Annotated in this window: 28 protein-coding genes and 1 tRNA gene; 9 read left to right on the plus strand and 20 right to left on the minus strand. The window is 40.1% G+C overall.

The features are described from left to right. Positions 1 to 8 precede the first annotated feature (8 nt). Entirely contained in the window at positions 9 to 812 is an 804-nt protein-coding gene (locus M1F37_RS07855) for a LicD family protein (RefSeq protein WP_247935372.1), read from the plus strand. Between the two features lies 1 nt (position 813). Further along, positions 814 to 1,623: a LicD family protein gene (locus M1F37_RS07860; RefSeq protein WP_247935373.1), complete on the plus strand. Its 810-nt coding sequence runs from the start codon at positions 814 to 816 to the stop codon at positions 1,621 to 1,623. Between the two features lie 70 nt (positions 1,624 to 1,693). Here the strand turns inward: M1F37_RS07860 and carB are convergent, their stop codons facing one another. The 6 genes from carB to M1F37_RS07890 form a co-directional block, all read right to left on the minus strand. Next, complete coding sequence (carB, locus tag M1F37_RS07865; RefSeq protein WP_247935374.1) at positions 1,694 to 4,870, minus strand: carbamoyl-phosphate synthase large subunit; 3,177 nt, start codon at positions 4,868 to 4,870, stop codon at positions 1,694 to 1,696. A gap of 336 nt (positions 4,871 to 5,206) precedes the next feature. Beyond that, positions 5,207 to 6,286, minus strand: coding sequence for a carbamoyl phosphate synthase small subunit (locus M1F37_RS07870; protein ID WP_077805018.1), 1,080 nt, complete (start codon positions 6,284 to 6,286; stop codon positions 5,207 to 5,209). A gap of 49 nt (positions 6,287 to 6,335) precedes the next feature. Then, positions 6,336 to 7,259, minus strand: coding sequence for an aspartate carbamoyltransferase catalytic subunit (locus tag M1F37_RS07875; protein ID WP_247935375.1), 924 nt, complete (start codon positions 7,257 to 7,259; stop codon positions 6,336 to 6,338). A gap of 18 nt (positions 7,260 to 7,277) precedes the next feature. Further along, complete coding sequence (gene pyrR, locus M1F37_RS07880; protein ID WP_247935376.1) at positions 7,278 to 7,799, minus strand: bifunctional pyr operon transcriptional regulator/uracil phosphoribosyltransferase PyrR; 522 nt, start codon at positions 7,797 to 7,799, stop codon at positions 7,278 to 7,280. 213 nt (positions 7,800 to 8,012) lie between these two features. Beyond that, entirely contained in the window at positions 8,013 to 8,642 is a 630-nt protein-coding gene (nth, locus tag M1F37_RS07885) for an endonuclease III (RefSeq protein ID WP_115904738.1), read from the minus strand. After that, the gene (locus M1F37_RS07890; RefSeq protein ID WP_247935377.1) at positions 8,642 to 9,184 is read right to left on the minus strand and encodes a YceD family protein; all 543 of its coding nucleotides are present in this window, start codon (positions 9,182 to 9,184) and stop codon (positions 8,642 to 8,644) included. The genes nth and M1F37_RS07890 overlap by 1 nt, the downstream gene beginning before the upstream one ends. Positions 9,185 to 9,352: 168 nt before the next feature. Between M1F37_RS07890 and M1F37_RS07895 the strand changes: the two genes are divergently transcribed. Continuing rightward, on the plus strand, positions 9,353 to 9,682 hold the full coding sequence (locus M1F37_RS07895) for a helicase BlpT (protein ID WP_247935378.1): 330 nt from the start codon (positions 9,353 to 9,355) through the stop codon (positions 9,680 to 9,682). 337 nt (positions 9,683 to 10,019) lie between these two features. Continuing rightward, the gene (locus tag M1F37_RS07900) at positions 10,020 to 11,579 is read left to right on the plus strand and encodes an ATP-binding cassette domain-containing protein (RefSeq protein ID WP_247935379.1); all 1,560 of its coding nucleotides are present in this window, start codon (positions 10,020 to 10,022) and stop codon (positions 11,577 to 11,579) included. 44 nt (positions 11,580 to 11,623) lie between these two features. Here the strand turns inward: M1F37_RS07900 and htpX are convergent, their stop codons facing one another. Then, positions 11,624 to 12,523 (minus strand): zinc metalloprotease HtpX, encoded by a 900-nt coding sequence (htpX, locus tag M1F37_RS07905; protein ID WP_247935380.1) that lies wholly within the window; start codon positions 12,521 to 12,523, stop codon positions 11,624 to 11,626. Position 12,524: 1 nt separating this feature from the next. Then, positions 12,525 to 13,085 carry a LemA family protein gene (locus M1F37_RS07910; RefSeq protein WP_000219846.1) on the minus strand — a complete coding sequence of 187 codons (561 nt, stop codon included), beginning with the start codon at positions 13,083 to 13,085 and terminating at the stop codon, positions 12,525 to 12,527. 93 nt (positions 13,086 to 13,178) lie between these two features. Here M1F37_RS07910 and rsmG point away from each other — a divergent pair, with 93 nt between their 5' ends. Then, complete coding sequence (gene rsmG, locus M1F37_RS07915; protein WP_247935381.1) at positions 13,179 to 13,892, plus strand: 16S rRNA (guanine(527)-N(7))-methyltransferase RsmG; 714 nt, start codon at positions 13,179 to 13,181, stop codon at positions 13,890 to 13,892. A 204-nt stretch (positions 13,893 to 14,096) separates the two neighbouring features. Further along, a complete protein-coding gene (locus M1F37_RS07920) occupies positions 14,097 to 15,380 on the plus strand; it encodes a uracil-xanthine permease family protein (protein WP_247935382.1) in 1,284 nt (427 codons plus the stop codon). Between the two features lie 306 nt (positions 15,381 to 15,686). Here the strand turns inward: M1F37_RS07920 and ffh are convergent, their stop codons facing one another. From ffh to M1F37_RS07935, 3 genes are all read right to left on the minus strand, one after another. Beyond that, positions 15,687 to 17,258: a signal recognition particle protein gene (gene ffh, locus M1F37_RS07925; RefSeq protein ID WP_247935383.1), complete on the minus strand. Its 1,572-nt coding sequence runs from the start codon at positions 17,256 to 17,258 to the stop codon at positions 15,687 to 15,689. An 11-nt stretch (positions 17,259 to 17,269) separates the two neighbouring features. Further along, complete coding sequence (locus M1F37_RS07930; protein ID WP_000402066.1) at positions 17,270 to 17,602, minus strand: putative DNA-binding protein; 333 nt, start codon at positions 17,600 to 17,602, stop codon at positions 17,270 to 17,272. Between the two features lie 90 nt (positions 17,603 to 17,692). After that, complete coding sequence (locus tag M1F37_RS07935) at positions 17,693 to 18,070, minus strand: DUF1934 domain-containing protein (RefSeq protein WP_247935384.1); 378 nt, start codon at positions 18,068 to 18,070, stop codon at positions 17,693 to 17,695. Positions 18,071 to 18,141: 71 nt separating this feature from the next. Here M1F37_RS07935 and M1F37_RS07940 point away from each other — a divergent pair, with 71 nt between their 5' ends. Together M1F37_RS07940 and yidA are read left to right on the plus strand one after the other, a co-directional pair. Then, positions 18,142 to 19,446, plus strand: coding sequence for an HD domain-containing protein (locus M1F37_RS07940; RefSeq protein ID WP_247935385.1), 1,305 nt, complete (start codon positions 18,142 to 18,144; stop codon positions 19,444 to 19,446). Positions 19,447 to 19,458: 12 nt separating this feature from the next. After that, on the plus strand, positions 19,459 to 20,265 hold the full coding sequence (gene yidA / locus M1F37_RS07945; protein ID WP_247935386.1) for a sugar-phosphatase: 807 nt from the start codon (positions 19,459 to 19,461) through the stop codon (positions 20,263 to 20,265). Positions 20,266 to 20,416: 151 nt separating this feature from the next. Here the strand turns inward: yidA and M1F37_RS07950 are convergent, their stop codons facing one another. From M1F37_RS07950 to M1F37_RS07960, 3 genes are read right to left on the minus strand one after another with little or no spacing between them, the layout of a single operon-like run. Beyond that, positions 20,417 to 21,145: an ABC transporter permease gene (locus tag M1F37_RS07950; protein ID WP_247935387.1), complete on the minus strand. Its 729-nt coding sequence runs from the start codon at positions 21,143 to 21,145 to the stop codon at positions 20,417 to 20,419. Next, a complete protein-coding gene (locus tag M1F37_RS07955; protein WP_247935388.1) occupies positions 21,146 to 21,886 on the minus strand; it encodes an ABC transporter permease in 741 nt (246 codons plus the stop codon). Further along, entirely contained in the window at positions 21,879 to 22,814 is a 936-nt protein-coding gene (locus tag M1F37_RS07960; protein ID WP_247935389.1) for an ABC transporter ATP-binding protein, read from the minus strand. The genes M1F37_RS07955 and M1F37_RS07960 overlap by 8 nt, the downstream gene beginning before the upstream one ends. 535 nt (positions 22,815 to 23,349) lie before the next feature. Between M1F37_RS07960 and M1F37_RS07965 the strand changes: the two genes are divergently transcribed. Beyond that, complete coding sequence (locus tag M1F37_RS07965) at positions 23,350 to 24,210, plus strand: helix-turn-helix domain-containing protein (RefSeq protein WP_247935390.1); 861 nt, start codon at positions 23,350 to 23,352, stop codon at positions 24,208 to 24,210. A 356-nt stretch (positions 24,211 to 24,566) separates the two neighbouring features. Here the strand turns inward: M1F37_RS07965 and M1F37_RS07970 are convergent. The 6 genes from M1F37_RS07970 to M1F37_RS07995 form a co-directional block, all read right to left on the minus strand. Continuing rightward, a tRNA-Arg gene (locus M1F37_RS07970) sits at positions 24,567 to 24,638 on the minus strand. A gap of 42 nt (positions 24,639 to 24,680) precedes the next feature. Beyond that, the gene (gene rplS / locus M1F37_RS07975; RefSeq protein ID WP_001068669.1) at positions 24,681 to 25,028 is read right to left on the minus strand and encodes a 50S ribosomal protein L19; all 348 of its coding nucleotides are present in this window, start codon (positions 25,026 to 25,028) and stop codon (positions 24,681 to 24,683) included. A 118-nt stretch (positions 25,029 to 25,146) separates the two neighbouring features. After that, positions 25,147 to 25,476, minus strand: coding sequence for a fluoride efflux transporter CrcB (gene crcB / locus M1F37_RS07980; protein WP_247935391.1), 330 nt, complete (start codon positions 25,474 to 25,476; stop codon positions 25,147 to 25,149). Beyond that, positions 25,470 to 25,844, minus strand: a complete 375-nt coding sequence (gene crcB / locus M1F37_RS07985; protein ID WP_247935392.1) for a fluoride efflux transporter CrcB — start codon at positions 25,842 to 25,844, stop codon at positions 25,470 to 25,472. Before crcB (M1F37_RS07985) ends, crcB (M1F37_RS07980) begins: the two co-directional genes overlap by 7 nt. After that, complete coding sequence (locus M1F37_RS07990; protein WP_247935393.1) at positions 25,841 to 26,107, minus strand: chorismate mutase; 267 nt, start codon at positions 26,105 to 26,107, stop codon at positions 25,841 to 25,843. The genes crcB (M1F37_RS07985) and M1F37_RS07990 overlap by 4 nt, the downstream gene beginning before the upstream one ends. Positions 26,108 to 26,222: 115 nt before the next feature. Next, a complete protein-coding gene (locus M1F37_RS07995; protein WP_001162125.1) occupies positions 26,223 to 26,666 on the minus strand; it encodes a flavodoxin in 444 nt (147 codons plus the stop codon). Positions 26,667 to 26,672 lie beyond the last annotated feature (6 nt).

Consider the following 26,672-nt stretch of genomic DNA (forward strand, 5'->3'; position numbering starts at 1 on the left):
AGTGTAGAATGAAACAACTAACCATTGAAGATGCCAAACAAATTGAATTAGAAATTTTGGATTATATTGATACTCTCTGTAAGAAGCACAATATCAACTATATTATTAACTACGGTACTCTGATTGGGGCAGTTCGACATCAAGGCTTTATCCCTTGGGACGACGATATTGATCTGTCCATGCCTCGAGAAGACTACCAACGATTTATTACCATTTTTCAAAAGGAAAAAAGCAAGTATAAGCTCCTATCCTTAGAAACTGATAAAAACTACTTTAACAACTTTATCAAAGTAACCGACAGTACAACTAAAATTATTGATACTCGAAATACAAAAACCTATGATTCTGGTGTTTTTATCGATATTTTCCCTATGGATCGCTTTGATGACCCTAAGGTCATTGATATTTGTTATAAACTGGAAAGCTTCAAACTTCTGTCTTTCAGTAAACATAAAAATATTGTCTATAAAGATAACCTTTTAAAAGATTGGATACGAACAGCCTTTTGGTTGCTCCTTCGACCGGTTTCACCTCGTTATTTCGCAAATAAAATCGAGAACGAAATTCAAAAATATAGTCGTGAAAATGGGCAGTATATGGCCTTTATCCCATCTAAATTTAAGGAAAAAGAAGTCTTCCCAAGTGGTACCTTCGATAAAACAATCGATTTGGCCTTTGAGAATTTAAGCCTTCCTGCGCCTGAAAAATTTGATACTATTTTGACACAATTTTATGGAGATTATATGACCCTACCACCTGAAGAAAAACGCTTCTACAGTCATGAATTTCATGCCTACAAATTGGAGGATTAGGATGCAATATTTAGAAAAAGAAGAAATTAAAGAAATTCAACTAGCTCTGCTAGACTATATTGATGAGACTTGTAAGAAACATGATATTCCTTATTTTCTCAGTTATGGAACCATGCTTGGAGCTATCCGCCACAAAGGTATGATTCCCTGGGACGATGATATTGATATTTCCCTTTATCGTGAAGATTATGAGCGTTTACTGAAGATTATTGAGGAAGAAAATCATCCTCGTTATAAGGTTCTCTCCTACGACACTTCTTCTTGGTACTTCCATAATTTCGCATCGATTTTGGATACTTCTACTGTTATCGAAGACCATGTTAAGTACAAGCGTCATGACACCAGTCTCTTCATCGATGTCTTCCCAATTGATCGCTTTACAGACTTGAGCATTGTCGACAAGAGTTATAAGTATGTAGCCCTTCGTCAACTAGCTTATATCAAAAAATCACGTGCAGTTCACGGTGATAGCAAACTAAAAGATTTGTTAAGATTATGTAGCTGGTACGCTCTCCGATTGGTCAATCCCCGTTACTTTTACAAGAAAATTGATCAGCTAGTCAAAAAAGCTGCAACCAACACTCCTCAATATGAAGGAGGAATTGGGATTGGTAAGGAAGGTATGAAAGAAGTCTTCCCAGTTGACACCTTTAAAGAACTGATTTTAACTGAGTTTGAAGGCCGTATGTTGCCCGTTCCTAAAAAATATGACCAATTTTTAAACCAGATGTACGGGGATTATATGACACCACCATCAAAAGAAATGCAAGAATGGTATAGTCATAGTATTAAAGCTTATCGCAAAAACTGATTAATCAGTAGTTTACAAAAAAAAAATATAACAAAAAAGAGAAGATAGTCACACCTTCTCTTTTTTCTATTTAAATCGCTTCTGTGACAAAGCTACGGCTTTCCAGCACTTTAAGCATGGCATTAGCTGTATCTAAGGCTGTAAAGAGTGGCACACCATGTTCAATGGCTGAACGACGGATTTGCTCACCATCCTCGTCAGCAGTTCGTTTGGTTCCGACAGTATTGATAATCGCTTGGATTTTCCCTTTGCGAACAAAGCTTGGGATATCCTGTTCATCATCACCAATCTTACCAACAGGTTGGGCTTGCAATCCATGACTAGCAAAGAAGGCTGCTGTCCCTTCTGTCGCAAGGATACCGTAGCCAATATTTTGGAAACGACGAGCTAAGTCCAAGGCCTCTTCTTTTGCATCATCAGCGATGGTAAATACAACATTTCCAAAGGTTGGCAAGTGTAGATAAGAAGCTTCAAAGGCCTTATAGAGAGCTTTTTCCAAAGTAGTATCAGAACCCATAACTTCCCCTGTTGACTTCATTTCAGGACCGAGCAAGCTGTCTACCTTAGCTAGTTTCGTAAAGGAGAAGACAGGAGCCTTGATATGAACTCGAGTGCTTTCTGGATAAAGTCCATCGTGGTATCCAAGTTCTTCAAGTCTTTGCCCAAGAATGAGCTTGGTCGCTACTTGAGCCATAGGGATATTGGTTACCTTAGAAAGGAATGGAACCGTACGGCTGGCACGTGGATTGACCTCAATAACGTAGACTTTTTCATCCTTGATGACAAACTGGATGTTCATCATTCCAAGACAGTTAAGACCAATTGCTAGACGTTTGGTATAATCTGCGATGGTTTCCTGAACCTTTTGCGACAAGGTTTGTGGTGGATAAACGGCCATTGAGTCACCTGAGTGGACACCGGCACGTTCGATATGCTCCATGATACCAGGGATGAGGACATTTTCTCCGTCTGAAATAGCATCAACTTCACACTCTTGCCCAACGATGTAAGAGTCGACAAGAACTGGGTGGTCAGGACTAGCCTTAACAGCAGTTCGCATGTAAGAACGAAGGTCTTCTTCGTTTTCAACGATTTCCATGGCACGTCCACCCAAAACATAAGATGGACGAACGAGGACTGGGAAACCAATCTTGCGTGCTGCAAGCACTGCTTCTTCTTCATTAGTCGCTGTTTGTCCTGGTGGCTGTGGAATATCCAAGTCTTTGAGAGCTTGCTCAAAGAGGTCACGGTCTTCAGCTCGGTCTAGGTCAGCAACCTGTGTGCCAAGGATGGTCACACCTGCTTTTGCCAATGGCTCCGCAAGGTTGATAGCTGTTTGACCACCAAACTGAACAATAACGCCTTTTGGTTGCTCCAAGTCAATGACATTCATGACATCTTCAAATGTCAATGGTTCAAAGTAGAGCTTGTCAGACACAGAGAAGTCCGTAGAAACGGTCTCTGGGTTTGAGTTCATGATAATAGCTTCATAACCAGCTGCTTGAATAGCCTTAACAGAATGAACAGTTGCGTAGTCAAACTCAACCCCTTGACCGATACGGATTGGACCTGAACCTAGGACAAGTACAGATTCCTTATCAGACTTGATAGACTCATTTTCCCAACCATAGGTTGAATAGAAGTATGGTGTTTCAGAGTCAAACTCTGCCGCACAGGTATCAACCATCTTGTAGACTGGGACAATCTTGTTTTCCAAACGAAGTTGGCGAACTTGGTCTGCAGTCGTTTCCCAAAGTTCCGCAATCTTACGGTCTGAGAAACCATTGAGTTTGGCAGTTTTCAAAACTTCTAGATCTTGTGGATGGGCACCTAATTCTTGCTCAATTTCAAAGATATGCAAGAGTTTATCAAGATAGAAGATATCAATCTTAGTCAATTCAGCAATTTCTTCTGGTGTGTAACCACGGCGAATAGCTTCTGACACATAGAAGAGACGGTCATCTTGGGCTTTCACAACCTTTTCAATCAAAGCATCATCAGAAACTGCTGCAAGTTCTGGCATTTCATTGTGGTGAACGCCAATTTCAAGTGAGCGACAAGCTTTAAGAAGTGACTCTTCAATGTTACGGCCAATCGCCATGACTTCTCCAGTCGCCTTCATCTGGGTACCAAGACGGCGTTCCCCTTTTTCAAACTTGTCAAATGGGAAACGTGGAATCTTGGCAACGACGTAGTCGAGGGCTGGTTCAAACATAGCGTAGGTTGAACCTGTAACTGGATTGATAATCTCATCCAAGGTCAATCCCACAGCAATCTTAGCAGCCAATTTAGCAATCGGATAACCTGTCGCCTTAGATGCCAGGGCTGAAGAACGCGATACACGAGGATTTACTTCGATAACATAATACTTAAAGCTATGCGGATCAAGGGCTAGCTGGACGTTACATCCACCTTCAATCTTGAGGGCACGAATAATGCTCAAGCTAGCGTCACGTAGCATTTGGTTTTCATAGTCTGACATGGTTTGCGCTGGAGCAAATACAATAGAATCTCCTGTGTGAATCCCAACTGGGTCAAAGTTTTCCATGTTACAAACAACCAAAGCATTGTCAGCTGAGTCACGCATGACTTCATATTCGATTTCCTTGAAGCCAGCAATCGAACGTTCAATCAAACATTGGGTAACAGGTGACAATTTCAACCCATTTTCAGCGATTTCACGCAATTCTTCCTCGTTGGCACACATACCACCACCAGTACCACCAAGGGTAAAGGCTGGACGGACAATGACTGGGTAGCCAATAGTTGCAGCAAAGGCAACTGCTTCTTCAACCGTATTTACAATTTCTGATTCTGGAATTGGTTGGTTGAGCTCTTCCATCAATTGTTTAAAGAGGTCACGGTCCTCCGCTTGGTCGATGGCAGACAATTTAGTTCCCAGAAGTTCGACACCGAGCTCATCTAGAATGCCGTTTTTAGACAATTCCATAGCCATATTAAGCCCTGTTTGCCCACCAAGAGTTGGAAGCAAGGCATCTGGACGTTCCTTACGAAGAATACGTGTCACAAACTCAAGTGTAATCGGTTCGATGTAAACCTTGTCCGCAATCTCCTTGTCCGTCATGATAGTTGCAGGGTTTGAGTTAACCAAGACAACTTCATAACCCTCCTCTTTCAACGACAAGCAAGCCTGGGTCCCAGCGTAGTCAAACTCAGCAGCCTGACCAATAATAATCGGACCAGAACCAATCACCATAATTTTTTGAATATCAGTACGTTTAGGCATAGTTTATGATACAAAGCCTGACAAGAACAAAGTGAAAATAGGAAACTCGGTGCAGACGCCTTCAGCGTCAAAACGATGTTTATCTTTTTCACACAGTTCTTAGGGCGTGTTCACTTCCGCGAACAATGTATCTTCTCCTTTCTATTCGGCAACTCTCGGGTTGCCATTAAATAAATTCTCCGACGATTTTTTAGCGAAACGATACTTTTCGGTAAAAAATCTAGTGCAGGGAGTTTTTAGTTCGCCTAATAGCGACTAAAAGAAACGACCTGCCTTTCTATTCGTCGCCTCTCGGGGCGACATTAAATAAATTCTCCGACGAATTTTTACTCGTTCTTAGTTTGATTGTTTAAAAGCTTCCATCATCTCGATAAATTCATCAAAGAGGTAGCTAGCGTCGTGTGGACCAGGTGCTGCGTCTGGGTGGTATTGAACAGAGAAAGCAGGTTGGTATCTGTGACGCACACCTTCAACTGACTTATCATTGATTTCTTCATGGGTGATGATCAAATGCTCTGGCAAATCCTCACGGCTAACTGCATAACCATGGTTCTGGCTGGTGAAGTCTACTCGTCCTGTTGCAATTTCACGTACCGCATGGTTAAAGCCACGGTGACCAAACTTCATCTTGTAAGTCTTTGCACCGTTTGCCATTGCAAAGAGTTGGTGCCCCATACAAATACCAAAGATTGGGATTTTCCCTTGCACACCGCGAATCATGTCGAGTGCTTGTGGAACATCTTCTGGGTTACCTGGCCCATTTGACAACATCACTCCATCAGGATTAAGATGAAGAATTTCTTCAGCTGTTGTCGAATAAGGAACAACCGTCACGTTACAGTTTCGCTTAGAAAGTTCACGTAAGATTGAGTGCTTGAGACCAAAGTCCACTAGCACTACACTTAAACCAACTCCTGGAGCAGGATATGAAGTTTTAGTGGAAACCTGTTTGATATTGTCTGTCGGCAAGACTGTTGCTTGGAGCTGGTCCGTCACATGATCCATGCTGTCCCCAACATGAGTCAAGGTTGCTCGCATGGTACCATGCTTACGGATAATCTTGGTAAGGGCACGCGTATCAATCCCTGAAATACCCGGAATTTTCTTAGCTTTCAAAAATTCATCCAAGGTCATTTGATTTCGCCAGTTACTTGCTCTACGCGCTTCTTCGAAAACAACGACTCCCTTACAAGTTGGAATAATGGATTCGTAATCATCACGGTTAATTCCATAATTTCCTACCAAAGGATAAGTAAAGGTCAAGATTTGTCCATTATAAGACTGATCTGTAATAGACTCTTGATAGCCGGTCATCCCTGTATTAAAGACGATTTCGCCTGTTACATCAATATCTGCTCCGAAGGCTTTGCCTTCAAAAATTGTACCATCTTCTAATACTAGAAGTCTTTTTGTCATATTTTCACCTCTCGTGGACGCTCACTGGCGTCTTTTAACGTCTTGTGTTTTAGTTGGCGTTTCTACTCGCCAGTACGGATTCTAAGATTGCCATTCGAACAAAGACACCATTGGTCATTTGTTGGACAATCCGTGATTTTGGTGCTTCAACCAAGTGGTCTGCGATTTCTACATCACGATTGACTGGAGCTGGGTGCATGAGGATTGCTGTTTCTTTCAAACGATCATAACGTTCTTGAGTCAAGCCATGTTGGGTATGGTAGTCTTCTTTTGAAAAGACAGCTCCACTATCATGACGTTCATGTTGCACACGAAGAAACATCATAACATCCACCTGATCAATGATTTCATCAATGGTTACAAACTGTCCATAGTCTGCAAACTCTTGACTTCTCCATTCCTCAGGTCCAGCAAAATAAAGCTCAGCTCCCAAGCGTTTCAAAATCTGCATATTGGATTTGGCAACACGTGAGTGATCCAAGTCGCCTGCAATCGCAACCTTGAGACCCTTAAAATGACCAAATTCCTCATAAATGGTCATCAAATCAAGCAAGCTCTGGCTAGGGTGTTGACCCGAACCATCTCCACCATTGATGATGGAAGTCGTAATCGTGGGACTAGCAATTAACTCTCTGTAGTAGTCAACCTCTGGGTGGCGAATCACACAGACGTCAACTCCTAAAGCAGATAAAGTCAAGATGGTATCATAAAGTGTCTCACCCTTATTGACCGAGCTGGTCTTGACATCAAAGTCAAGTCTTTCCAATCCCAATTTAATCTCTGCCACTTCAAAGGACTTATGCGTCCGTGTGGAATCTTCAAAGAAAAGGTTGGAAACAATCGGGTGGTTTTCATAGGGAAGCTGAGCTCCGTTTTTAAACTCAATACCTCGCTTGATCAATTTCATCACTTGATCGACAGTGAGGTCTTCCATGGACACCACATGGTTCAATGCTAGTTGATTTTCTGACATGGCTACTCCTTTAGCTTTCTAAGCTTCTTCAGTAATCAGAACTCTGTCTTGACCATCAAGTTCTGCCATCTCTACGATGATTTCTTCAGAACGACTAGTTGGGATATTTTTTCCAACGTAATCTGGACGGATTGGCAGTTCTCTATGTCCACGATCGACTAGAACTGCTAAACTCACGCGCGCAGGACGACCATGACCGACAATATTATCAATAGCAGCGCGGATGGTACGACCTGTATAGAGCACATCATCCACCAAGATAACCTCACGGCCTGTCACATCAACAGAAATCAAAGAAGTATCTTCTCCGCTTTTAACATCATCACGGAAAGGTTTAGTGTCCAATTCCACGACAGGAACTGAAAGATTTTCTAGTTGCTCCAAACGTTCTTTGATACGGTGGGCAATAAAGACACCACGAGTTTTAATACCAGCCAAGACGATTTTATTCAAATCTTTGTTACGTTCGATAATCTCATAAGTAATACGAGTAATCGCTCGTTTGACGGTCAATTCGTCTACAACTTCTTTTGTCTTCATGACAAACCTCCAAAAAGAAAAGTCTCCTTAAACAAGGAGACTTAGAATGTATAGCTAAGCGAGCCCTACTGCAAACAGTATAGACTTCACCCTTCTACTTTATCATCGCGCTCCTTGCCTGCCTCACGGGACAGGTTTAAAGGAATATTTAGTTATCAAATAATATAGCACAAATCATGCTTAAAATCAAGCAAAAACTTTTGATGACTCATCTTATAAATTGCTAAAGTCATATAACTGTGGGTACTGGTCACACTCTGGATTTTTAGGATGACAAATGGCTCTTCCGAAATAAATCATGGCCTGATGAGCTGCTAACCACTGCTCAGGCGGCAGGATATCCATGACACGCTTTTCCACCTCAAGTGGTGTCGCTGATTTTTTGACGATATCGTGGTGTTTACAAATACGCTCCACATGAGTATCCACTGCAAAGGCTGGAATCCCAAATCCTACACTCATCACAACATTGGCTGTCTTGCGACCAACACCTGCCAGACTCTCCAATTCCTCACGTGTCTGAGGCACTTGACCATCAAAATCTTCTAATAACTGTTGCGCACACTTCTTAAGGAACTTCGCTTTATTTCGATAAAGCCCAAGACGAGAAATGTGTGAAGCAATCTCACTCTCTGTCGCAACAGACATGGCTTGTGGCGTTGGAAAGGCAGCAAAGAGACCTGGTGTGGCCTTATTTACCGCTGCATCCGTTGTCTGAGCTGACAACATGACCGCAACTAAGAGTTCAAAATGATTGGTGAAATCGAGACTTGGCTTGGCATCTGGGAAGAGAGCAATGATTTCTTCTAGCACTTTTCGCGCGCGTTTCTTTGACAAGACCATTATTCGTCTCCATCAAATAGTCCTTGTAAGCCAGCAAAAGGACTATTTTCTTCTTTCTTGACTGTTTGTTGGGCCTGGTATTCTTCCTCTGTCATGATTTGCCAGTCATTTCCAGACACAAAACCTTGACCAGCTTCTTCTTCAGCTGTCAGGACTTTGATTGGAATGTTTAGCAAGATATTATCTGAAACACTCTCAGCAAGGTCGATTTCCCCATTTTCGATAGGCAGGACCAAGTCATCGTCTAAAACTTCCTGATCTAGTTGGTTGGTTGCGCCTTCCATGAAAACCTCTGTTACTGGATAAGACTCTGCCAACTCAACTGGCTCCATACTGCGACTAGAAGCAAGAACAATGGTGTAAGATAGTTGATAATCTAAGAAATACATACGGTCTTCGTACTGTACTTTCCCAACTGCTAGAATATCTTTAACATCTAAAATTTCTTGGTTACGGTCACGTAAGTCAGCTGATATGTCTAGAGTTTGCTCAAAATGCAAACCTTCAGGCTGCTTACGGATTTCTTGAATATTTAATTTCATACTTCCTCCATAAAGATTTACTCTCTTGATTATACCATGAAAGGAGGTCAAGTAAAGTCTCTAAACTTTTAAAACATCTTAATGTATTTTTTGATATATTTATTATGACAAATATATTTTTTGTGCTATACTATAGGCATCAATACATGAGCAAAGGAGGACGCTCATATGGAAGACAAAGAACTAATCTTAGAAGCACATCAACTCATTTCCGAGTTAAATAAAGCCTACCAGACCTGTAAACAAGGTTTACCTGATGACTATCGCTTGCAACAAATTATTGACCAGCTTCTCAATCAACTTAAAAAAGCCGATAAACTAGATAACTCTATCTTAATTGATCTTGAGAAATTTTACCAACGTACCAGTCTCTTGATTGGACTTAGCACACTTAAACTGAATGAAGAAGCTCGCACTGCTTGGCGGAACTATGATAAATTCCACTACAATCAAGTTAAGCACGTTTTGACACTCTATGGACCTGTTTTTGGATTTTAGAGTTTAGAATTTTGGATTTACTATTGACAAAATATCCTTAAAGGTATAGGATAGAGGTACTAATACTCGGAGGTAAGGGAGACATGAACAACTAAGTCTATCAAATAAAAAACTTTATTTAGTAGATCTTGTTTTTGTCTCTTTTTGCATGCTCTTTTGGTACTAGATTTTCTAGTACTTTATCCTCTTTGAAAATCAAAAAACTAGAAAGCTAGCCATCTGCTCCTCTTGGATTTGATAGGGTTAGACTGACCTAGTTTGATGGGATTTTTGACTTGGATAATGGCGTTTTTAATAGTGACTTTGGGCTCTACTAGGTAAAGTAGAGCTTTTTGTTATGCACAATGGACATTCTAGAAAAGGCAAGAATATGATAAAAATCAATCATCTGACTATCACACAAAACAAAGATTTACGAGACCTTGTATCTGACTTAAGCATGACTATCCAAGACAGGGAAAAGGTTGCAATTATTGGTGAAGAAGGAAATGGAAAGTCAACCTTGCTACGAGCTTTAATGGGAGAAACATTGCCTGATTTCACTATTAAAGGAGATATCCAGTCTGACCTTCAGTCACTAGCCTACATTCCTCAAAAGTTGCCTGAGGAGCTAAAAAATAGAACTCTACACGACTACTTCTTTTTAGATCTCGCTGATTTAGACTACGGTATCCTCTATCGTTTGGCTGAGGAGTTGCATTTTGATAGCGACCGTTTTGCTAGTGAGCAAAAGATTGGTAGTCTCTCAGGTGGCGAAGCCTTGAAAATTCAGCTCATCCATGAATTAGCCAAACCCTTTGAGATTTTATTTTTAGATGAACCTTCAAATTACTTAGATCTTGAAACAGTTGATTGGCTAAAAGGTCAGATTCGCACGATTAAGCAAACCGTTATTTTCATTTCCCATGATGAGGATTTTCTTTCTGAAACGGCTGATACTATTGTCCACTTACGATTGGTTAAACATCGGAAAGAAGCGGAAACGCTAGTAGAACATTTAGACTATGAACGCTATAGTGACCAGAGAAAGGCTAATTTTGCCAGACAAAGCCAGCAAGCAGCTAACGAGCAAAGAGCCTACGATAAAACCATGGAAAAACATCGGCGAGTCAAGCAAAATGTAGAAACTGCGCTTCGAGTTACCAAAGACAGTACTGCCGGTCGCCTATTGGCCAAAAAGATGAAAAATGTTCTCTCTCAAGAAAAACGCTACGAAAAGCTAGCTCAGTCCATGACCCAAAAACCACTTGAAGAAGAACACATTCAACTTTTCTTCTCAGAAATACAGCCATTGCCGGCTTCTAAAATCTTAATCCAACTGGAAAAAGAAAATTTGTCCATTGGAGATCGAGTTTTGGCTCAGGAACTACAACTAACTGTCCGTGGCCAAGAAAAAATCGGTATCATAGGCCCAAATGGTGTTGGAAAATCAACTCTGTTAGCCAAGTTACAGCAACTACTAAGTGCGAAAAGAGAGATTGCTCTTGGTTTTATGCTACAAGATTATCACAAGAAACTGCAATTGGATTTATCCCCAATCGCCTATCTCAGCAAAACTGGTGAAAAAGAGGAACTGCAGAAAATCCAATCTCACTTAGCCAGTCTCAATTTCAGTTATCCAGAAATGCAGCATCAAATTCGCTCCTTATCTGGCGGTCAACAGGGAAAACTCCTGCTTTTGGATTTAGTCCTGCGCAAACCAAACTTTCTTCTGCTGGATGAACCCACACGAAACTTTTCTCCCACTTCCCAACCCCAAATCAGAAAACTCTTTGCAACTTATCCAGGCGGTCTCATCACTGTTACTCATGACAGGCGTTTCTTAAAAGAGGTCTGTACGACTATCTATCGTTTAACAGAACGCGGTTTGGAGCTAGTTAATTTAGAAGATTTATAAATTTGCAACATATCAAAAATCCAGAGACGACCTCTGGATTTTTTCTACATATGTTTTAGACGTTCAATCCGTTCTGAGATAGGTGGGTGGGTATAAAAGAGTTTTTGGAACCCTCCCCCTTTCTTGGGATCATTGATATAAAGTGCACTGCTGGCATCATCTACAGGACGACTCATGGGTTTACTATTGTCTAACTTTCGTAGAGCATTGATCATCCCTTGAGGATTGCGCGTCAACTCAACACTGGAAGCATCTGCTAGGAATTCCCTCTGACGAGAAATCGCTAGTTGCACTAAGGTTGCAGCGAGAGGTGCCAGCACAATTGCAAGTAGAGAAACCACTAGCATAATGATTTCTAGACCATTTCCATCTCGGTCATCGTCACTTCGTCTGCGACCTGCACCACCCCACCACATCATGCGACCTGCCATACTAGAAAGCATGGTGATAGCACTAGCAAGGGCAACAGCAATAGTCGAAATACGGATATCGTAATTACGAATATGACTGACTTCATGTCCTATAACAGCTTCTAGCTCCTCACGATTCATGATAGCAAGGAGGCCTGACGTCGCAGCAACCGCTGCGTTTTGAGGATTAGAACCTGTCGCAAAGGCATTTAAGGCTGGATCATCAATGATGAAAACACGAGGCATAGGAATCTGAGCGACCATAGCCATATCTTCTACTACATGGTAGAGGTCTGGTGCCATTTGCTCATCCACCTCACGCGCTCCATTCATGGACATGACAATCTCTGTCGATTGAAAAATCATAGACAAGGCGTAGATAAAGCCGATAATCAGTGCGATAATCAAGCCACCAAGCCCAGACCGCATAAAGAGGTAACCAACCGCATAGCCAACAAGAGCTAAGAGTAGGAAAAATACCAGCAACAAAATCCAGGTTTTTCGTTTATTGCTTGCAATTTGATCAAACAACATCTTAGTCACCTAAACCGCTAAAATCAACCTTAGGAACTGCCTTTTCCTCTTCTGGTGTTTGAAGGAAATCTGCTGCTTTAAATCCAAACATTCCAGCGATGATATTGCTTGGGAAAGTTTCTAATTTTACATTGTAGTTGCTGACAACACTGTTATAGAGTTGACGAGAGTAAGAAATTTTATTTTCTGTGTTTGTCAACTCCTCTTGCAATTTAACAAAGTTGGCACTAGCTTTCAAATCTGGATAGCTTTCTGCAACTGCAAAAATACCTGAAACCTGACGAGTGAGGGCATCACTAGCTTTCATAGCTTCTGCTGGTGAAGTCGCTGCCGCCACTTGATTACGTAGTTCTGCCACCTTTTCAAGGGTAGAACCTTCATATTTGGCATAACCTTTTACAGTCTCAATCAAGTTTGGCAAGAGATCATTTCGACGTTTCAACTGAACATCAATCTGACTCCAAGCCTCCTTTGTTTGCATACGATTCTTAACCAAACCGTTATAGCTAACAATCACAAAAATAACAACAAGAGCCAAAACTCCAAGAATAATCCAAGTCATGATATAAGTCCTTTCTACTTTTAGATTAGTACCAGTATATCAAATTTTTTATGATTGTGGTAAAATAAGATGATACTAAAGAAGGAAATAACTATGAAACCAGAAACATTTTACAACTTGCTTGCCGAGCAGAACCTTCCACTTTCGGACCAGCAAAAAAAACAATTTGAACGCTATTTTGAGCTCTTGGTCGAGTGGAATGAAAAGATTAATTTAACAGCCATTACGGACAAGGAAGAAGTTTATCTCAAACACTTTTACGATTCGATTGCACCTATTCTGCAAGGCTTGATTCCCAATGAAACTATCAAATTGCTTGATATTGGAGCTGGGGCAGGCTTTCCTAGTCTGCCGATGAAAATTCTCTATCCTCAGTTAGATGTGACCATCATTGATTCACTCAATAAGCGCATCAACTTCCTCCAACTCTTGGCTCAAGAACTGGATTTGCACGATGTCCATTTCTACCATGGACGTGCAGAAGACTTTGCCCAAGACAAGAACTTCCGTGCTCAATATGATTTTGTAACGGCTCGTGCGGTTGCCCGCATGCAGGTTTTGTCTGAATTGACTATTCCCTACCTTAAGGTTGGCGGAAAACTATTGGCACTCAAGGCCAGCAATGCGCCTGAGGAGTTATTAGAAGCTAAGAATGCCCTCAATCTCCTCTTTAGTAAGGTCGAAGATAATCTAAGTTACGCCCTCCCAAATGGAGATCCACGTTACATCACAGTCGTAGAAAAGAAAAAAGAAACGCCCAACAAATACCCAAGAAAGGCTGGCATGCCCAACAAACGCCCGCTTTAAATTTTTTAGTAAAAAAATATTTACAAAGTTTGTAATTTCTGCTATACTATCACAAGCAAAGGTTTTTAATGTCATCCCGTGAGGTGACGAAGACGCAGAAATATTTGAAACTCTTTAAAGTCTAGATTTTAAAGAAGTCTTACTCTGAGGGCCTATTGCTGTAAAATAATGGGCTCTTTTTTGATGCCCAAAAGTGAGGTTTATATGAAACAAGAATCAACTGTTGATTTGTTACTAGACGTTGACCAACGTCCTTCGGCTGGAAAAGGAATTCTCCTTAGTTTCCAACACGTTTTCGCCATGTTTGGGGCGACCATCTTGGTACCATTGATTTTGGGAATGCCTGTATCTGTTGCCCTTTTTGCTTCAGGTGTTGGAACACTCATCTACATGATTTCAACTGGTTTTAAAGTTCCAGTTTATCTAGGTTCTTCATTTGCCTTTATCACAGCAATGTCACTTGCTATGAAAGAAATGGGTGGCGATGTATCTGCTGCCCAAACAGGGGTTATCTTGACTGGTTTGGTCTATGTCCTTGTTGCTGCAAGTGTTCGTTTTGCGGGTACAAAATGGATTGATAAACTCTTGCCACCAATCATCATCGGACCTATGATCATCGTTATCGGTCTTGGACTTGCAGGTTCAGCTGTTACCAATGCTGGTCTTGTAGCTGATGGAAATTGGAAAAATGCTCTTGTAGCAGTTGTTACTTTCTTGATTGCTGCATTTATCAACACAAAAGGAAAAGGTTTCCTACGAATCATTCCATTCCTCTTTGCCATTATCGGTGGTTACCTCTTCGCACTAACCCTTGGCTTGGTTGACTTTACACCAGTTCTTAAAGCTAACTGGTTCGAGATTCCTGGTTTCTACTTGCCATTTAGCACAGGTGGTGCCTTTAAAGAATACAATCTTTACTTTGGTCCAGAAACCATTGCTATCTTTCCAATCGCTATCGTAACAATTTCTGAACACATCGGAGACCATACTGTTTTGGGTCAAATCTGTGGCCGTCAATTCTTGAAAGAACCAGGTCTTCACCGTACTCTTCTTGGTGACGGTATCGCAACTTCTGTTTCTGCCTTCCTTGGTGGACCAGCCAATACAACTTACGGAGAAAATACAGGGGTTATCGGTATGACCCGTATCGCTTCTGTCTCAGTTATCCGTAACGCTGCCCTTATCGCAATTGCCCTTAGCTTCCTTGGTAAATTCACTGCCTTGATTTCAACTATTCCAAATGCTGTACTTGGTGGTATGTCTATCCTTCTCTATGGAGTTATCGCCAGCAATGGTTTGAAAGTCTTGATTAAAGAACGTGTTGATTTCGGTCAAATGCGTAACCTAATCATCGCAAGTGCTATGTTGGTCCTTGGACTTGGAGGAGCTATCCTTAAACTTGGTCCAGTTACCCTTTCAGGTACTGCCCTATCAGCCATGACAGGAATCATCTTGAACTTAATCTTGCCATACGAAAATAAAGACTAATACTCTTCGAAAATCAAATTCAAACCACATCAACGTTGCCTTGCCGTACTCAAGTACAGCCTGCGGCTAGTTTCCTAGTTTGCTCTTTGATTTTCATTGAGTATAAGAGTCTAAACACATCAAAAAACGAGCATTTCCAACTAGGGAAGTGCTCGCTTTCTTCTTTCTAATACTCTTCGAAAATCAAATTCAAACCACGTCAACGTCGCCTTGTCGTACTCAAGTACAGCCTACGGCTAGTTTCCTAGTTTGCTCTTTGATTTTCATTGAGTATAAAAAAGGAAAGCCCTGCGACCTTCCTTTGTCTTACTTGCGTTTCTTCTTCGCTTTTTTCATTTTGTTAGCCATGCGTTTCATGGACTGTTTCATAGCAAATTCACCGATTTTACCCTTGAGTCCACCACCAAACATCTGGCTCATATCTGGCATACCTGCTCCTCCAAGCGCTGACAAGTCAGGCATACCACCTTGTCCCATCATTCCTTCAAGGGCAGACATATCCATTCCTCCCATATTTGGCATATTTTTAGGAAGGTTGTTTGGATTGATTCCCATCTGCTTCATCATTTTGTTCATATCCCCAGACATGACACCTTGCATGAGTTGTTTAGCCTGGTTAAAGTCTTTGATGAATTTATTGACTTCGACAAATGTATTTCCAGAACCTGCAGCGATACGACGGCGACGGCTTGGATTTAACAAATCTGGATTTTCACGTTCTTCAGGTGTCATTGAAGACACAATAGCACGTTTGCGAGCAATTTGGCGCTCATCCACCTTCATATTTTGAAGGGCTGGATTATTGGCCATACCTGGAATCATCTTGAGCAAGTCTTCCATTGGCCCCATGTTTTGCACCTGATCCAACTGATCAATGAAATCATTGAAATCAAAGGTGTTTTCGCGCATCTTTTCAGCCATTTCAAAGGCTTTTTGCTCATCGTATTCTTGAGAAGCTTTCTCAATCAAGGTCAGCATATCCCCCATACCAAGGATACGGCTAGACATGCGATCTGGGTGGAAGGTTTCGATATCTGTAATCTTTTCACCTGTACCAGTGAACTTGATTGGTTTTCCAGTAATGTGACGAACAGATAGGGCAGCACCACCACGAGTATCCCCATCAATCTTGGTAAGGATGACCCCAGTCACTTCCAACTGAGCATTAAACTCACGCGCAACATTGGCTGCTTCCTGACCAATCATGGCATCAACGACGAGCAGAATTTCGTTTGGTTGAGCCAAAGCTTTGACGTCACGAAGCTCATTCATCAAAAGCTCATCAATCTGCAAACGACCCGCCGTATCAATCAAGACATAATCATTATGGTTGGCTTGGGCTTGTTCCAAACCTTGACGGACAATCTCAACAGCTGGTACTTCTGTTCCAAGTGCAAAGACAGGCACATCAATTTGTTGCCCCAAGGTTTTAAGCTGATCAATAGCCGCAGGACGGTAAATATCCGCCGCAATCATCAAAGGACGAGCATTTTCTTCCTTCTTGAGTTTGTTGGCCAATTTACCAGCAAAGGTTGTTTTACCAGCCCCCTGCAAACCGACCATCATGATAATCGTCGGAATCTTAGGTGACTTGATAATCTCAGCCGTATCAGAACCTAAAACGGCTGTCAGTTCCTCATCAACGATTTTAATAATCTGTTGCGCAGGGTTGAGGGTATCAATGACTTCATGCCCTACAGCTCGTTCACGAACCTTTTTAATGAAGTCCTTCACAACTGGTAAAGCAACGTCGGCCTCAAGCAAGGCCAAGCGAATCTCTTTAGTTGCCTCTTGGACATCAGCTTCAGAAATTTTTCCTTTTTTACGTAGATTTTTAAAAACGTTCTGCAAACGTTCTGTTAAACTTTCAAATGCCATATTTCTTCCTCTTATTCTCTATTATCAATGCTTGTTAAAATTTCTATCTGTTCCTGCAGAAAATCATCCTTGGGATAGCGTTCCAAAATCTGGTCAAAAATTTGACTACGGACAATGTAGTCCGAGTACATGTGCAATTTCATCTCATAATCTTCCAGAATCTTTTCTGTCCGTTTGATATTGTCATAGACAGCCTGACGACTGACACCAAACTCCTCGGCAATCTCAGCAAGGCTGTAATCATCAGCGTAGTAGAGCTCTATGTAGTTCATTTGCTTGTCTGTCAAAAGCGCTGCATAAAATTCAAAGAGCGCATTCATACGATTGGTTTTTTCGATTTCCATAACTTTTATTATACCAAAAATTAGCCTAATCTACCACACTAGGGAGCCAATCTAAGAAGATAGCTAGGTAAATTTGAAAAAGACATGAGACTAGCCCCAAGTAATTTCCAATTGATAGCTGGCAAAGGGATGTCCCTCTTGATTTTGTAGTTGATAGTCTAGTTCAATCTTTTGCCCATCAATTTCATAACGGCTCGTTTGGATGATAAACTCCTGCATGCCCATAGGTGTAGGGATATAGGCTAAACTATCGCTATCCTTTAGAAAGCGCATAATGGTCTTGGGATTGGAAAATCGGCTCATCACCAACTCTTGACCATGAAATTTAATAACTACTTTTTCCTTCTCCTCATTATAAAAAAGCAGGTAGCTATAATCTCCCTTTTCATGCACTTCCACGTCATAAAGCTGGTCAATCACTTCCAACTGCTCATCAAACTGAATCGTATTTCGCATCCGAATCTTCACATCAAGTCCTCTTTCTTGTCTCTTGTCCTACTATTTTACCAAAAACTCTAGCTTTTTGCTATAATGGTCATATGAACGAAAAAGTATTCCGTGACCCTGTTCACAACTACATCCATGTCAATAATCAAATCATCTACGACTTGATTAATACAAAAGAATTTCAACGCTTGCGCCGCATCAAGCAACTGGGAACTTCCAGTTATACCTTCCACGGTGGAGAACACAGTCGTTTTTCCCACTGCTTAGGAGTCTATGAGATTGCACGACGCATCACAGAGATTTTTGAAGAAAAATATCCTGAGGAATGGAATCCTGCCGAGTCTCTCTTAACCATGACTGCAGCCCTGCTTCATGACCTAGGACACGGTGCCTATTCGCATACTTTTGAAAATCTCTTTGACACAAATCATGAGGCGATTACGCAGGAAATTATCCAAAGTCCTGAGACGGAGATTCACCAAGTCCTGCTACAAGTGGCACCAGATTTTCCAGAAAAGGTAGCCAGTGTTATCGACCATACCTATCCTAACAAGCAGGTCGTGCAACTCATTTCTAGTCAGATTGATGCAGACCGCATGGACTATCTCTTGCGCGATTCCTATTTTACGGGAGCATCTTATGGGGAATTTGACCTGACTCGAATCCTCCGAGTTATTCGTCCTGTCGAAAATGGTATTGCCTTTCAGCGCAATGGCATGCACGCCATCGAAGACTACGTCCTCAGTCGCTATCAGATGTATATGCAGGTCTATTTCCATCCTGCAACACGCGCTATGGAAGTCCTCCTACAGAATCTCCTCAAACGCGCTAAGGAACTCTATCCTGAGGACAAAGATTTCTTTGCACGAACTTCTCCACATCTCCTACCTTTCTTTGAAAAAAACGTGACCTTGTCTGACTATCTGGCTCTAGATGATGGTGTGATGAATACCTACTTCCAGCTCTGGATGACCAGTCCTGACAAGATTCTTGCAGACTTGTCGCAACGTTTTGTCAACCGCAAGGTCTTTAAATCCATCACCTTTTCACAAGAGGATCAAGACCAACTCGCCAGCATGAGAAAATTGGTTGAAGACATTGGCTTTGATCCAGACTACTACACTGCCATTCATAAGAACTTTGACCTTCCTTATGATATTTATCGTCCCGAATCTGAAAATCCACGGACACAGATTGAGATTTTACAGAAAAATGGAGAGCTGGCAGAACTCTCTAGCCTGTCTCCTATCGTCCAATCCCTTGCTGGCAGTCGTCACGGAGATAATCGCTTTTATTTTCCAAAAGAAATGTTGGAACAAAATAGCATCTTTGCAAGCATTACCCAGCAATTTTTACACTTGATCGAAAACGATCATTTTAAACCAAATAAAAACTAAAAGAGGAACTATATGAGTATTAAACTAATCGCCGTCGATATCGATGGAACCCTTGTCAACAGTCAAAAGAAAATCACTCCTGAGGTCTTTGCAGCTATCCAAGATGCCAAAGAAGCTGGTGTCAAAGTCGTGATTGCAACTGGCCGTCCCATTGCAGGTGTTGCCAAACTTTTAGACGAATTAAACTTAAGAGATGAGGGGGACTATGTAGTGACCTTCAACGGTGCCCTTGTTCAAGAAACTGCTACAGGACATGAAATTATTAGTGAATCCTTGACTTATGAAGACTATCTAGATATGGAATTCCTCAGTCGCAAACTTGGTGTCCACATGCATGCTATTACCAAGGATGGCATCTACACAGCCAATCGTAATATCGGAAAATACACTGTACACGAATCAACCCTCGTCAGCATGCCTATCTTCTATCGTACACCTGAAGAAATGGCTGATAAGGAAATCGTCAAATGTATGTTTATTGATGAACCAGAGATTCTCGATGCTGCGATTGAAAAGATTCCAGATGAATTTTACGAACGCTACTCTATTAACAAATCTGCTCCTTTCTACCTCGAACTCCTTAAAAAGAATGTAGATAAGGGTTCAGCTATTACTCACTTAGCTGAAAAACTAGGATTGACCAAAGATGAAACCATGGCTATCGGGGACGAAGAAAATGACCGCGCCATGCTGGAAGTCGTTGGTAATCCAGTTGTCATGGAAAATGGAAATCCAGAAATCAAAAAAATCGCCAAATACATCACTAAAACTAACGATGAATCTGGCGTCGCCCACGCTATTCGTACATGGGTACTGTAAAAGGAAAGAATAGACGAAACCCGCTCAGCTGAGCGGGTTTTGATATCTAATTAGACACCTCAACCTTTGGGATTAAAAATTCAAAAGAGATACCAGTAACAAATATTTAAATCCGCTGTATTCATAACTCCAAAAGTTATATAAAATACAGTCATTTATAAGCAAAAATAATGTTCATCATGCGTTTATCTGCCAACAAATAAAGGAGACATGCCACCAAGGTAACCAACCAAATGGCATATACAGAAACTGTTAAAACCGTAAATTGCTCCATGATGATTAGTAGTAAATTTGCCAGATAATACCGCCCAACAACCGTTGTTAAAGCAAACAAACCTGCAAATGACAATAAAAAGGCAAGTGGTAGGGCAAGGATAAGTTCCTTCCGATATTTTCCTAAGAAGAGGACAATAATACCAGCAGACAGTGTATAAGCAAAAGCAATTGCTCCATAAACAAGTCCCCAAGATAACATTGCAAGACTAGAGAAAGCAAAATCACCATCCATTAACTCTAGGACCAGCATAGCCAAAAAAGTGAATTCACTGACTAGTAGATTAATCAACAAAGCAAGCATAAACTTCGCTTGGAGTAATTGTTTCAAATCGACAGGAATCAGTCTGAGATTTGAAATCGTTTTAGACACTTGTTCTATTCTTATCAAATCCACTAAAATCATGCTCGCAAAAGGGAGGAGAAAATAGTAGTTCAAAAAGAAGAAACCATTTTCTACATACCAGCCATTCACACTACCGTACGAATGCCCTTGATAAATCTGATGGCCAATCATAAACTCTAACAAAAAGAGCAGGATGGCTACAAAGGGAATCATATACAGAATCTTTCGCCTTCTTAGTTTAGTCAATTCTAGCATCAACATTTATTCATCCACCTTTCTTAACCAAGATTTAATGGACAAGAAAGACAAAACAAGTAAAGATAAACCTAGTACAATAATCGATAAGATAGCTGGCTGTTGAAGCACCACTCCTTCTCTGTTTCCTTCCCAGATTAAACTGTTAGCACTTGTTACTGGACTGATATTTGGACTCGTCCTTGCTAAAAAAAATGACACTAAAACATACATGACGCCGACCAAATTTCCAACTATCTCCTTGCCTCTGACTTTTATCATGACCAAAGCAACTAAAGGAAATACTCCCATGGGAATTAAGACACCACTACTCATACAAAGATAGAAGAATCTTAATAATAAAGACAAACTGACTGTTGAAGAAAAGCGAGATAGTAGTGCAAATAAGGAAACCGAAATATAGGTGAATAACATGATACACAGAGCATTGATTTCTATATACAAAATCTTAGCCCAGAATGTCTTCATCAGATTTGCTGAGGCGAGTTTTAAGTTGTTCATGATGCGATAGCGATATTCAACACCGAATGTCTGTATTGTATAGGAAACACAATACAAAGGGAGAATCAAAAAGTTTAAATAAGACAAAGAAAATTTATAGACAAAGGGAAAGGAGTCAAACAACCCTCTCGCATCATTTACATAATAACAGATGAGAGCTAGGTAGAGGGAAACAACACCATATACAACCAAATTCAGTTTTTGATGCCTTTGTTTGAGAAATTCAATCTTCACTAAATCAAGCAATTCCCTCATCTCCTGTTACCCGCTTAAAATAATCCTCTAAACTTTCATTGTTTTTGTAAGAATATTCTTTTAGAACTATTCCGTTGTCTTTTAAGGAGTTAGATACGACTGCAATGTCAAAAGTAGGTGATTCTCCCTGAAGTTCAAGTTCTATATCCGAAAGAATACTAATCTGTTCTTGCAGATTTATCCTGCAAAGCACTTCCTTAGCTTGAGGAGCATCCGAAACAATTAGGTGGATTTTCCTTTTATCTGCACCATCTATTAATTCCTTCATAGTCTTTTCAGCCATAAGGTGGGCATCATGCAGTATCCCAACTCTATCTACAAGCTTTTCAAGTTCTGAAATAATGTGGCTGGATATTAAAATCGAAATGCCATGATTGGTACTGAGTTCCTTTAGATAACGGCGCATTTCAAGGATACCAATAGGATCTAAACCATTTGTTGGTTCATCTAATATCAGAATTTTCGGCTGGTGCATAATAGCGTTAGCAATTGCTAACCTTTGCTTCATTCCCAGAGAATACTGCTTGAATAGTTTTTTATTTTCCCCATCTAATCCTACTACTTGTAACGCTTGCTCTACCTGTTTTAGCGAAATTCCTCTCAATCTTGCAAAAATAAAGAGATTTTCAGGTCCCGTTAAATTAGGATAAAAAGAAGCACTGTCCAATACCACACCGATTTGAGATAGCAAGTCCTTAGAAAATTCACCTAACAGTTTTTCAGATAGAATATTCACTTCACCACTATCCATATCTGTCAAGCCTAAAATAGCCTTGATAAAGGTTGTCTTTCCAGTACCATTTCTTCCTAGTAAGCCATAGATTTCTCCCTGTCTTAATGTAAAATCTATCCTATCTAAGACAATTTTTCCATCATAGGATTTTGATAAATTAAATGTCTGTATTACTGTATTTCTCATTTCTATTCTCCTCCTAACATTTATACACCCACATCAAGAGATATAATCCCTGTATGACTAGTGTATGAGAGAGTAATAGGTTAAAGTGAACTTACCAATCCCCCTTTAGGGCATTCGATCCGTGACACGATTCACTGTATAAATGTTATTTCACAAAAAGTTTAATAAATCAATCCGCAAGCCCAAGATCAACTCCATTAGTTGTTTCAGCTTGTTGTATAATTCTCGAGCCCAAAATATATTGTGATTGATTTACAGTTTTTTCAAAAAAAGCAACCGCTTACAAACAATCCTAAAAAGGATAATATAAAAATGATTTTACGAAAGTTTAATAAAATACTCATATTAACCACCTTTTTCTTATCTTTACACTTGTAAGTGTACTACTTTAAATATTCTTTGTCAAGAAATAAGTATTATTTTTATCATATTTTTTTTATTTTATGTTTTTTTGACTATTTCTGCGTTAGAAATTTGAAAAATAGAGATTAAAAGTATATAATTAATCGTAAATTTATTTAAAGAAGGTTTAAAGATGAGCATATTATCTGATAAACTAAAAGCTAAGAGAAAAGAAAAAGGCTTCTCACAAAAAACACTTTCCGAAGGAATTTGTGAGCAAAGCCAAATCAGCAAAATAGAACGTGGCAACTATATGCCTGCTGCTGATTTACTCTATAAACTTGCAAATCGGCTTCAAGTTCCCTTAGAATATTTTTTCGATGAACAGATTGAAATGACTTCCAATATAACACCCTTTAAGAAATTAGCAGAAAAATTACTTGAAGATCGTAATTACGAGGATTTAGAATACCTCTTAAACTTAGAAAAAGAAAAGTCTCAATATCTATCTACCGAAGATGAATTTTATCTTCTATGGATTCAAGCGATTATCCTTTTCTACTTACATGATTCCAAAGATGAAGCTATTGCTAGTCTAGAAAATACTTTACCAAAGCTTTCGTCCAGTTCATCTGTGTATCTTAAACTCCTCAATACTTTATCTAATTTCTATTTTTCTGTAGGACGTGATGCAGAATACGAAGAAAATAACTCACTTCTTATCAGTTTGTACCAAGAAAAAGATTTAAACCACCAAGAGTATTTATTTGGTTATATTCGAGTTAAACATAATTTCGCCTATTATTTACACTCTAAAGGAAAGGAGTTAGAAGCTGTCCAAGAAGCCTTAGAAACCATTGACTTTTGTAAACAAAAAGAGACTAGCTATCAGTTGGCACCTCTTTTAACTATCGTTGCGAATGCTGGAAAAGATTTTTTAAAGCACGATGAAATTCTTGAATATTATTTACAGGCTCGTGATATCTGTAAAATTTACGACCACAAGCTCTTGATGGCTAAGATTGACCATTTTTTGAAAGATAAAGATAGGTAACTTCAATCCTAAAACTTATTATTACCAATTAGCTAGAAACATAAAAGTGGAGAGAAACTAATATCGTTTTCTCCACTTTTATTAATATTCCCTCTTCCACTTGTATTCCACCAAGCTTGCTAATACAAGTAAAACTAAATTAAAGATGATAAAGAAAGTCGTAAAATCAAATAAGGCATTTTCATGATCCACTTTATTCTATATTCATTAACTTAAATCTAATTTTTGGTCAAAATTTGGTCAAGTTTTGGTCAAAAAAATAAAATATACTATCCTATTTTAAAAAACTAAATTGTGATGATTGCCTATAAATAAACACTTTGAATATTCTTTATGTTTCTTTACGCTTCTTAAAATGCCCCCTGCAGGAATCGAACCTGCAACTACTCCTTAGGAGGGAGTTGTTATATCCATTGAACTAAGGGAGCTAGATAAAAACTCTGCTGAAAAAGCAGAGTTTTTTAGTCGAATTAACGACGGATTTCTTTGATACGAGCTGCTTTACCTTGAAGAGCACGCAAGTAGTACAATTTCGCACGACGTACTTTACCGTAACGAACAACTTCGATCTTTTCAACACGTGGAGTGTGGATTGGGAAGATACGCTCAACACCTACACCGTTAGAGATTTTACGAACTGTGTAGTTTTCTGAGATGCCAGCACCTTTACGTGCGATAACAACACCTTCAAAAATCTGAATACGTTCACGGTTACCTTCGACAACTTTCGCGTGTACACGAACAGTGTCACCAGGACGGAATGATGGGATATCTGTACGAAGTTGACCTTCAGTCAAGCTTTGGATTAATGGATTCATTTTATTCTCCTATCTTTGTCAATCTTGAGGAATCCTCCTCAGCGGATAAACTGTATTTTTGTGCGTCCATTACACACAAGATACAGTTTACCAAATTTCCACAAAAAAGTAAAGAAATTTACAACAGAATTCCTAAAAAAATCGCAATCAAACCACCTAGGTAGGTCAAAGTCAGGTAAGAATAAAAGACCTTCCTATCGCTTAGCAGTCTTTGAAGTTCGTCATTCAAGGTCGAAAAAGTTGTTAAACCTCCGCAAAAGCCTGTTGCTAGAATAGCATAGACTTCCTTGGCTTCCACATGATTGTAGAATAGTCCAATTAAAAAACAACCTAAAAGATTGGCCATGAGCGTTCCGAGAGGAAATTTAGAAGCTTGATTATATCGAGAAAAGAAATAGCGCACTAAAGCTCCGCAGCCACAAGCGATTGCAAGATAGACGATTACCATTTCTTCCTCCCCAAATAATAAGCCAAAAGCAGACCTCCACCGATACTCAAAAGCAAATACATGATCAAACTAAGATAACGCCCTGTATCCAGCAGTTTTACAGCATCAAGCATTAGACTGGAAAAGGTTGTTAAACCTCCACAAAAGCCTGTCCCCAGTGCTAAAACCAAGCCTTTACTGCTTCCCTTATATACCAGATAGCCTTTTACCAGATAGACCAAGCAGAAAATTCCTATATAGTTGACAAGAAGGGTTCCCCAAGGAAATTCTGGACTAGCTGGCAACCAAGAAGAAACAAAGTAGCGGACAAGTCCGCCAAACATAGCAGCTAGAAAAATCCCTAGCGGATAAAATTGTTCTTTTTTCATTTGATATTTTGATCCTGATAATCACGCGAACGTTTGAGTATGTCCGAAAACGTTGCGACAATAGTCTCCTGATAGCGCTTGTCCTCTACACGACTCCTAACCTTCTCAAAAATAACTGCTTCTCTCTCGGTATCTAAAATCGGTTTACCCGAAGCCTTCTTGTAAGCGACAACTCCTTCAACTAAATGCATTCGTTCTTCTAGAAGTTTAACAATTTGGTCGTCAATTTGATCGATTTCTTGACGAATACTATCTAAATCCATACAGTCTCCTCCTTTATTTGAATTATTGTATCAAAAAGCCACCAAATAGGCTAGTAAAATCCCGACTTATAATAAGAAAAATGCACTGATTGATTGCATCAGCGCACGTTTATGCTTATCCTACTTTAGCAGCCAATTCTTCTGCGAATTGTTCCAAGCGTTCAATGTCTTCTTCCTCAGCAGAAAGATCAACTTTAACACACTCTGAACCTTTTTCTGCCCCTGTCGCTACAAAGACACGATCAAAGTCATCAACAGCCTTACAGAATTCATCGTAGAAGGTATCTCCTGAGCCGACCACTCCGTAGATTTTGCCATTCAAGTTGAGGTCTGCTAGGTCTTCGTAGAAGTCCATCATCTCATCTGGCAATTCTCCATCACCATAAGTATAGGTCGCAACGATAGCGATGTCTGCTTCCAAGAAGTCTGAAGCGTCAACAGTTGTACATTCATCAACATCGACATCCAATCCCAAGTCACGTAATTTATCTGCTACAATATCTGCAATTTCTTCGGTATTACCTGTCATACTGGCAAATACAATTTTTGCTAATGCCATATCGTC

Source organism: Streptococcus mitis (assembly GCF_023109105.1).
In the GTDB taxonomy this organism is placed as follows: domain Bacteria; phylum Bacillota; class Bacilli; order Lactobacillales; family Streptococcaceae; genus Streptococcus; species Streptococcus mitis_BW.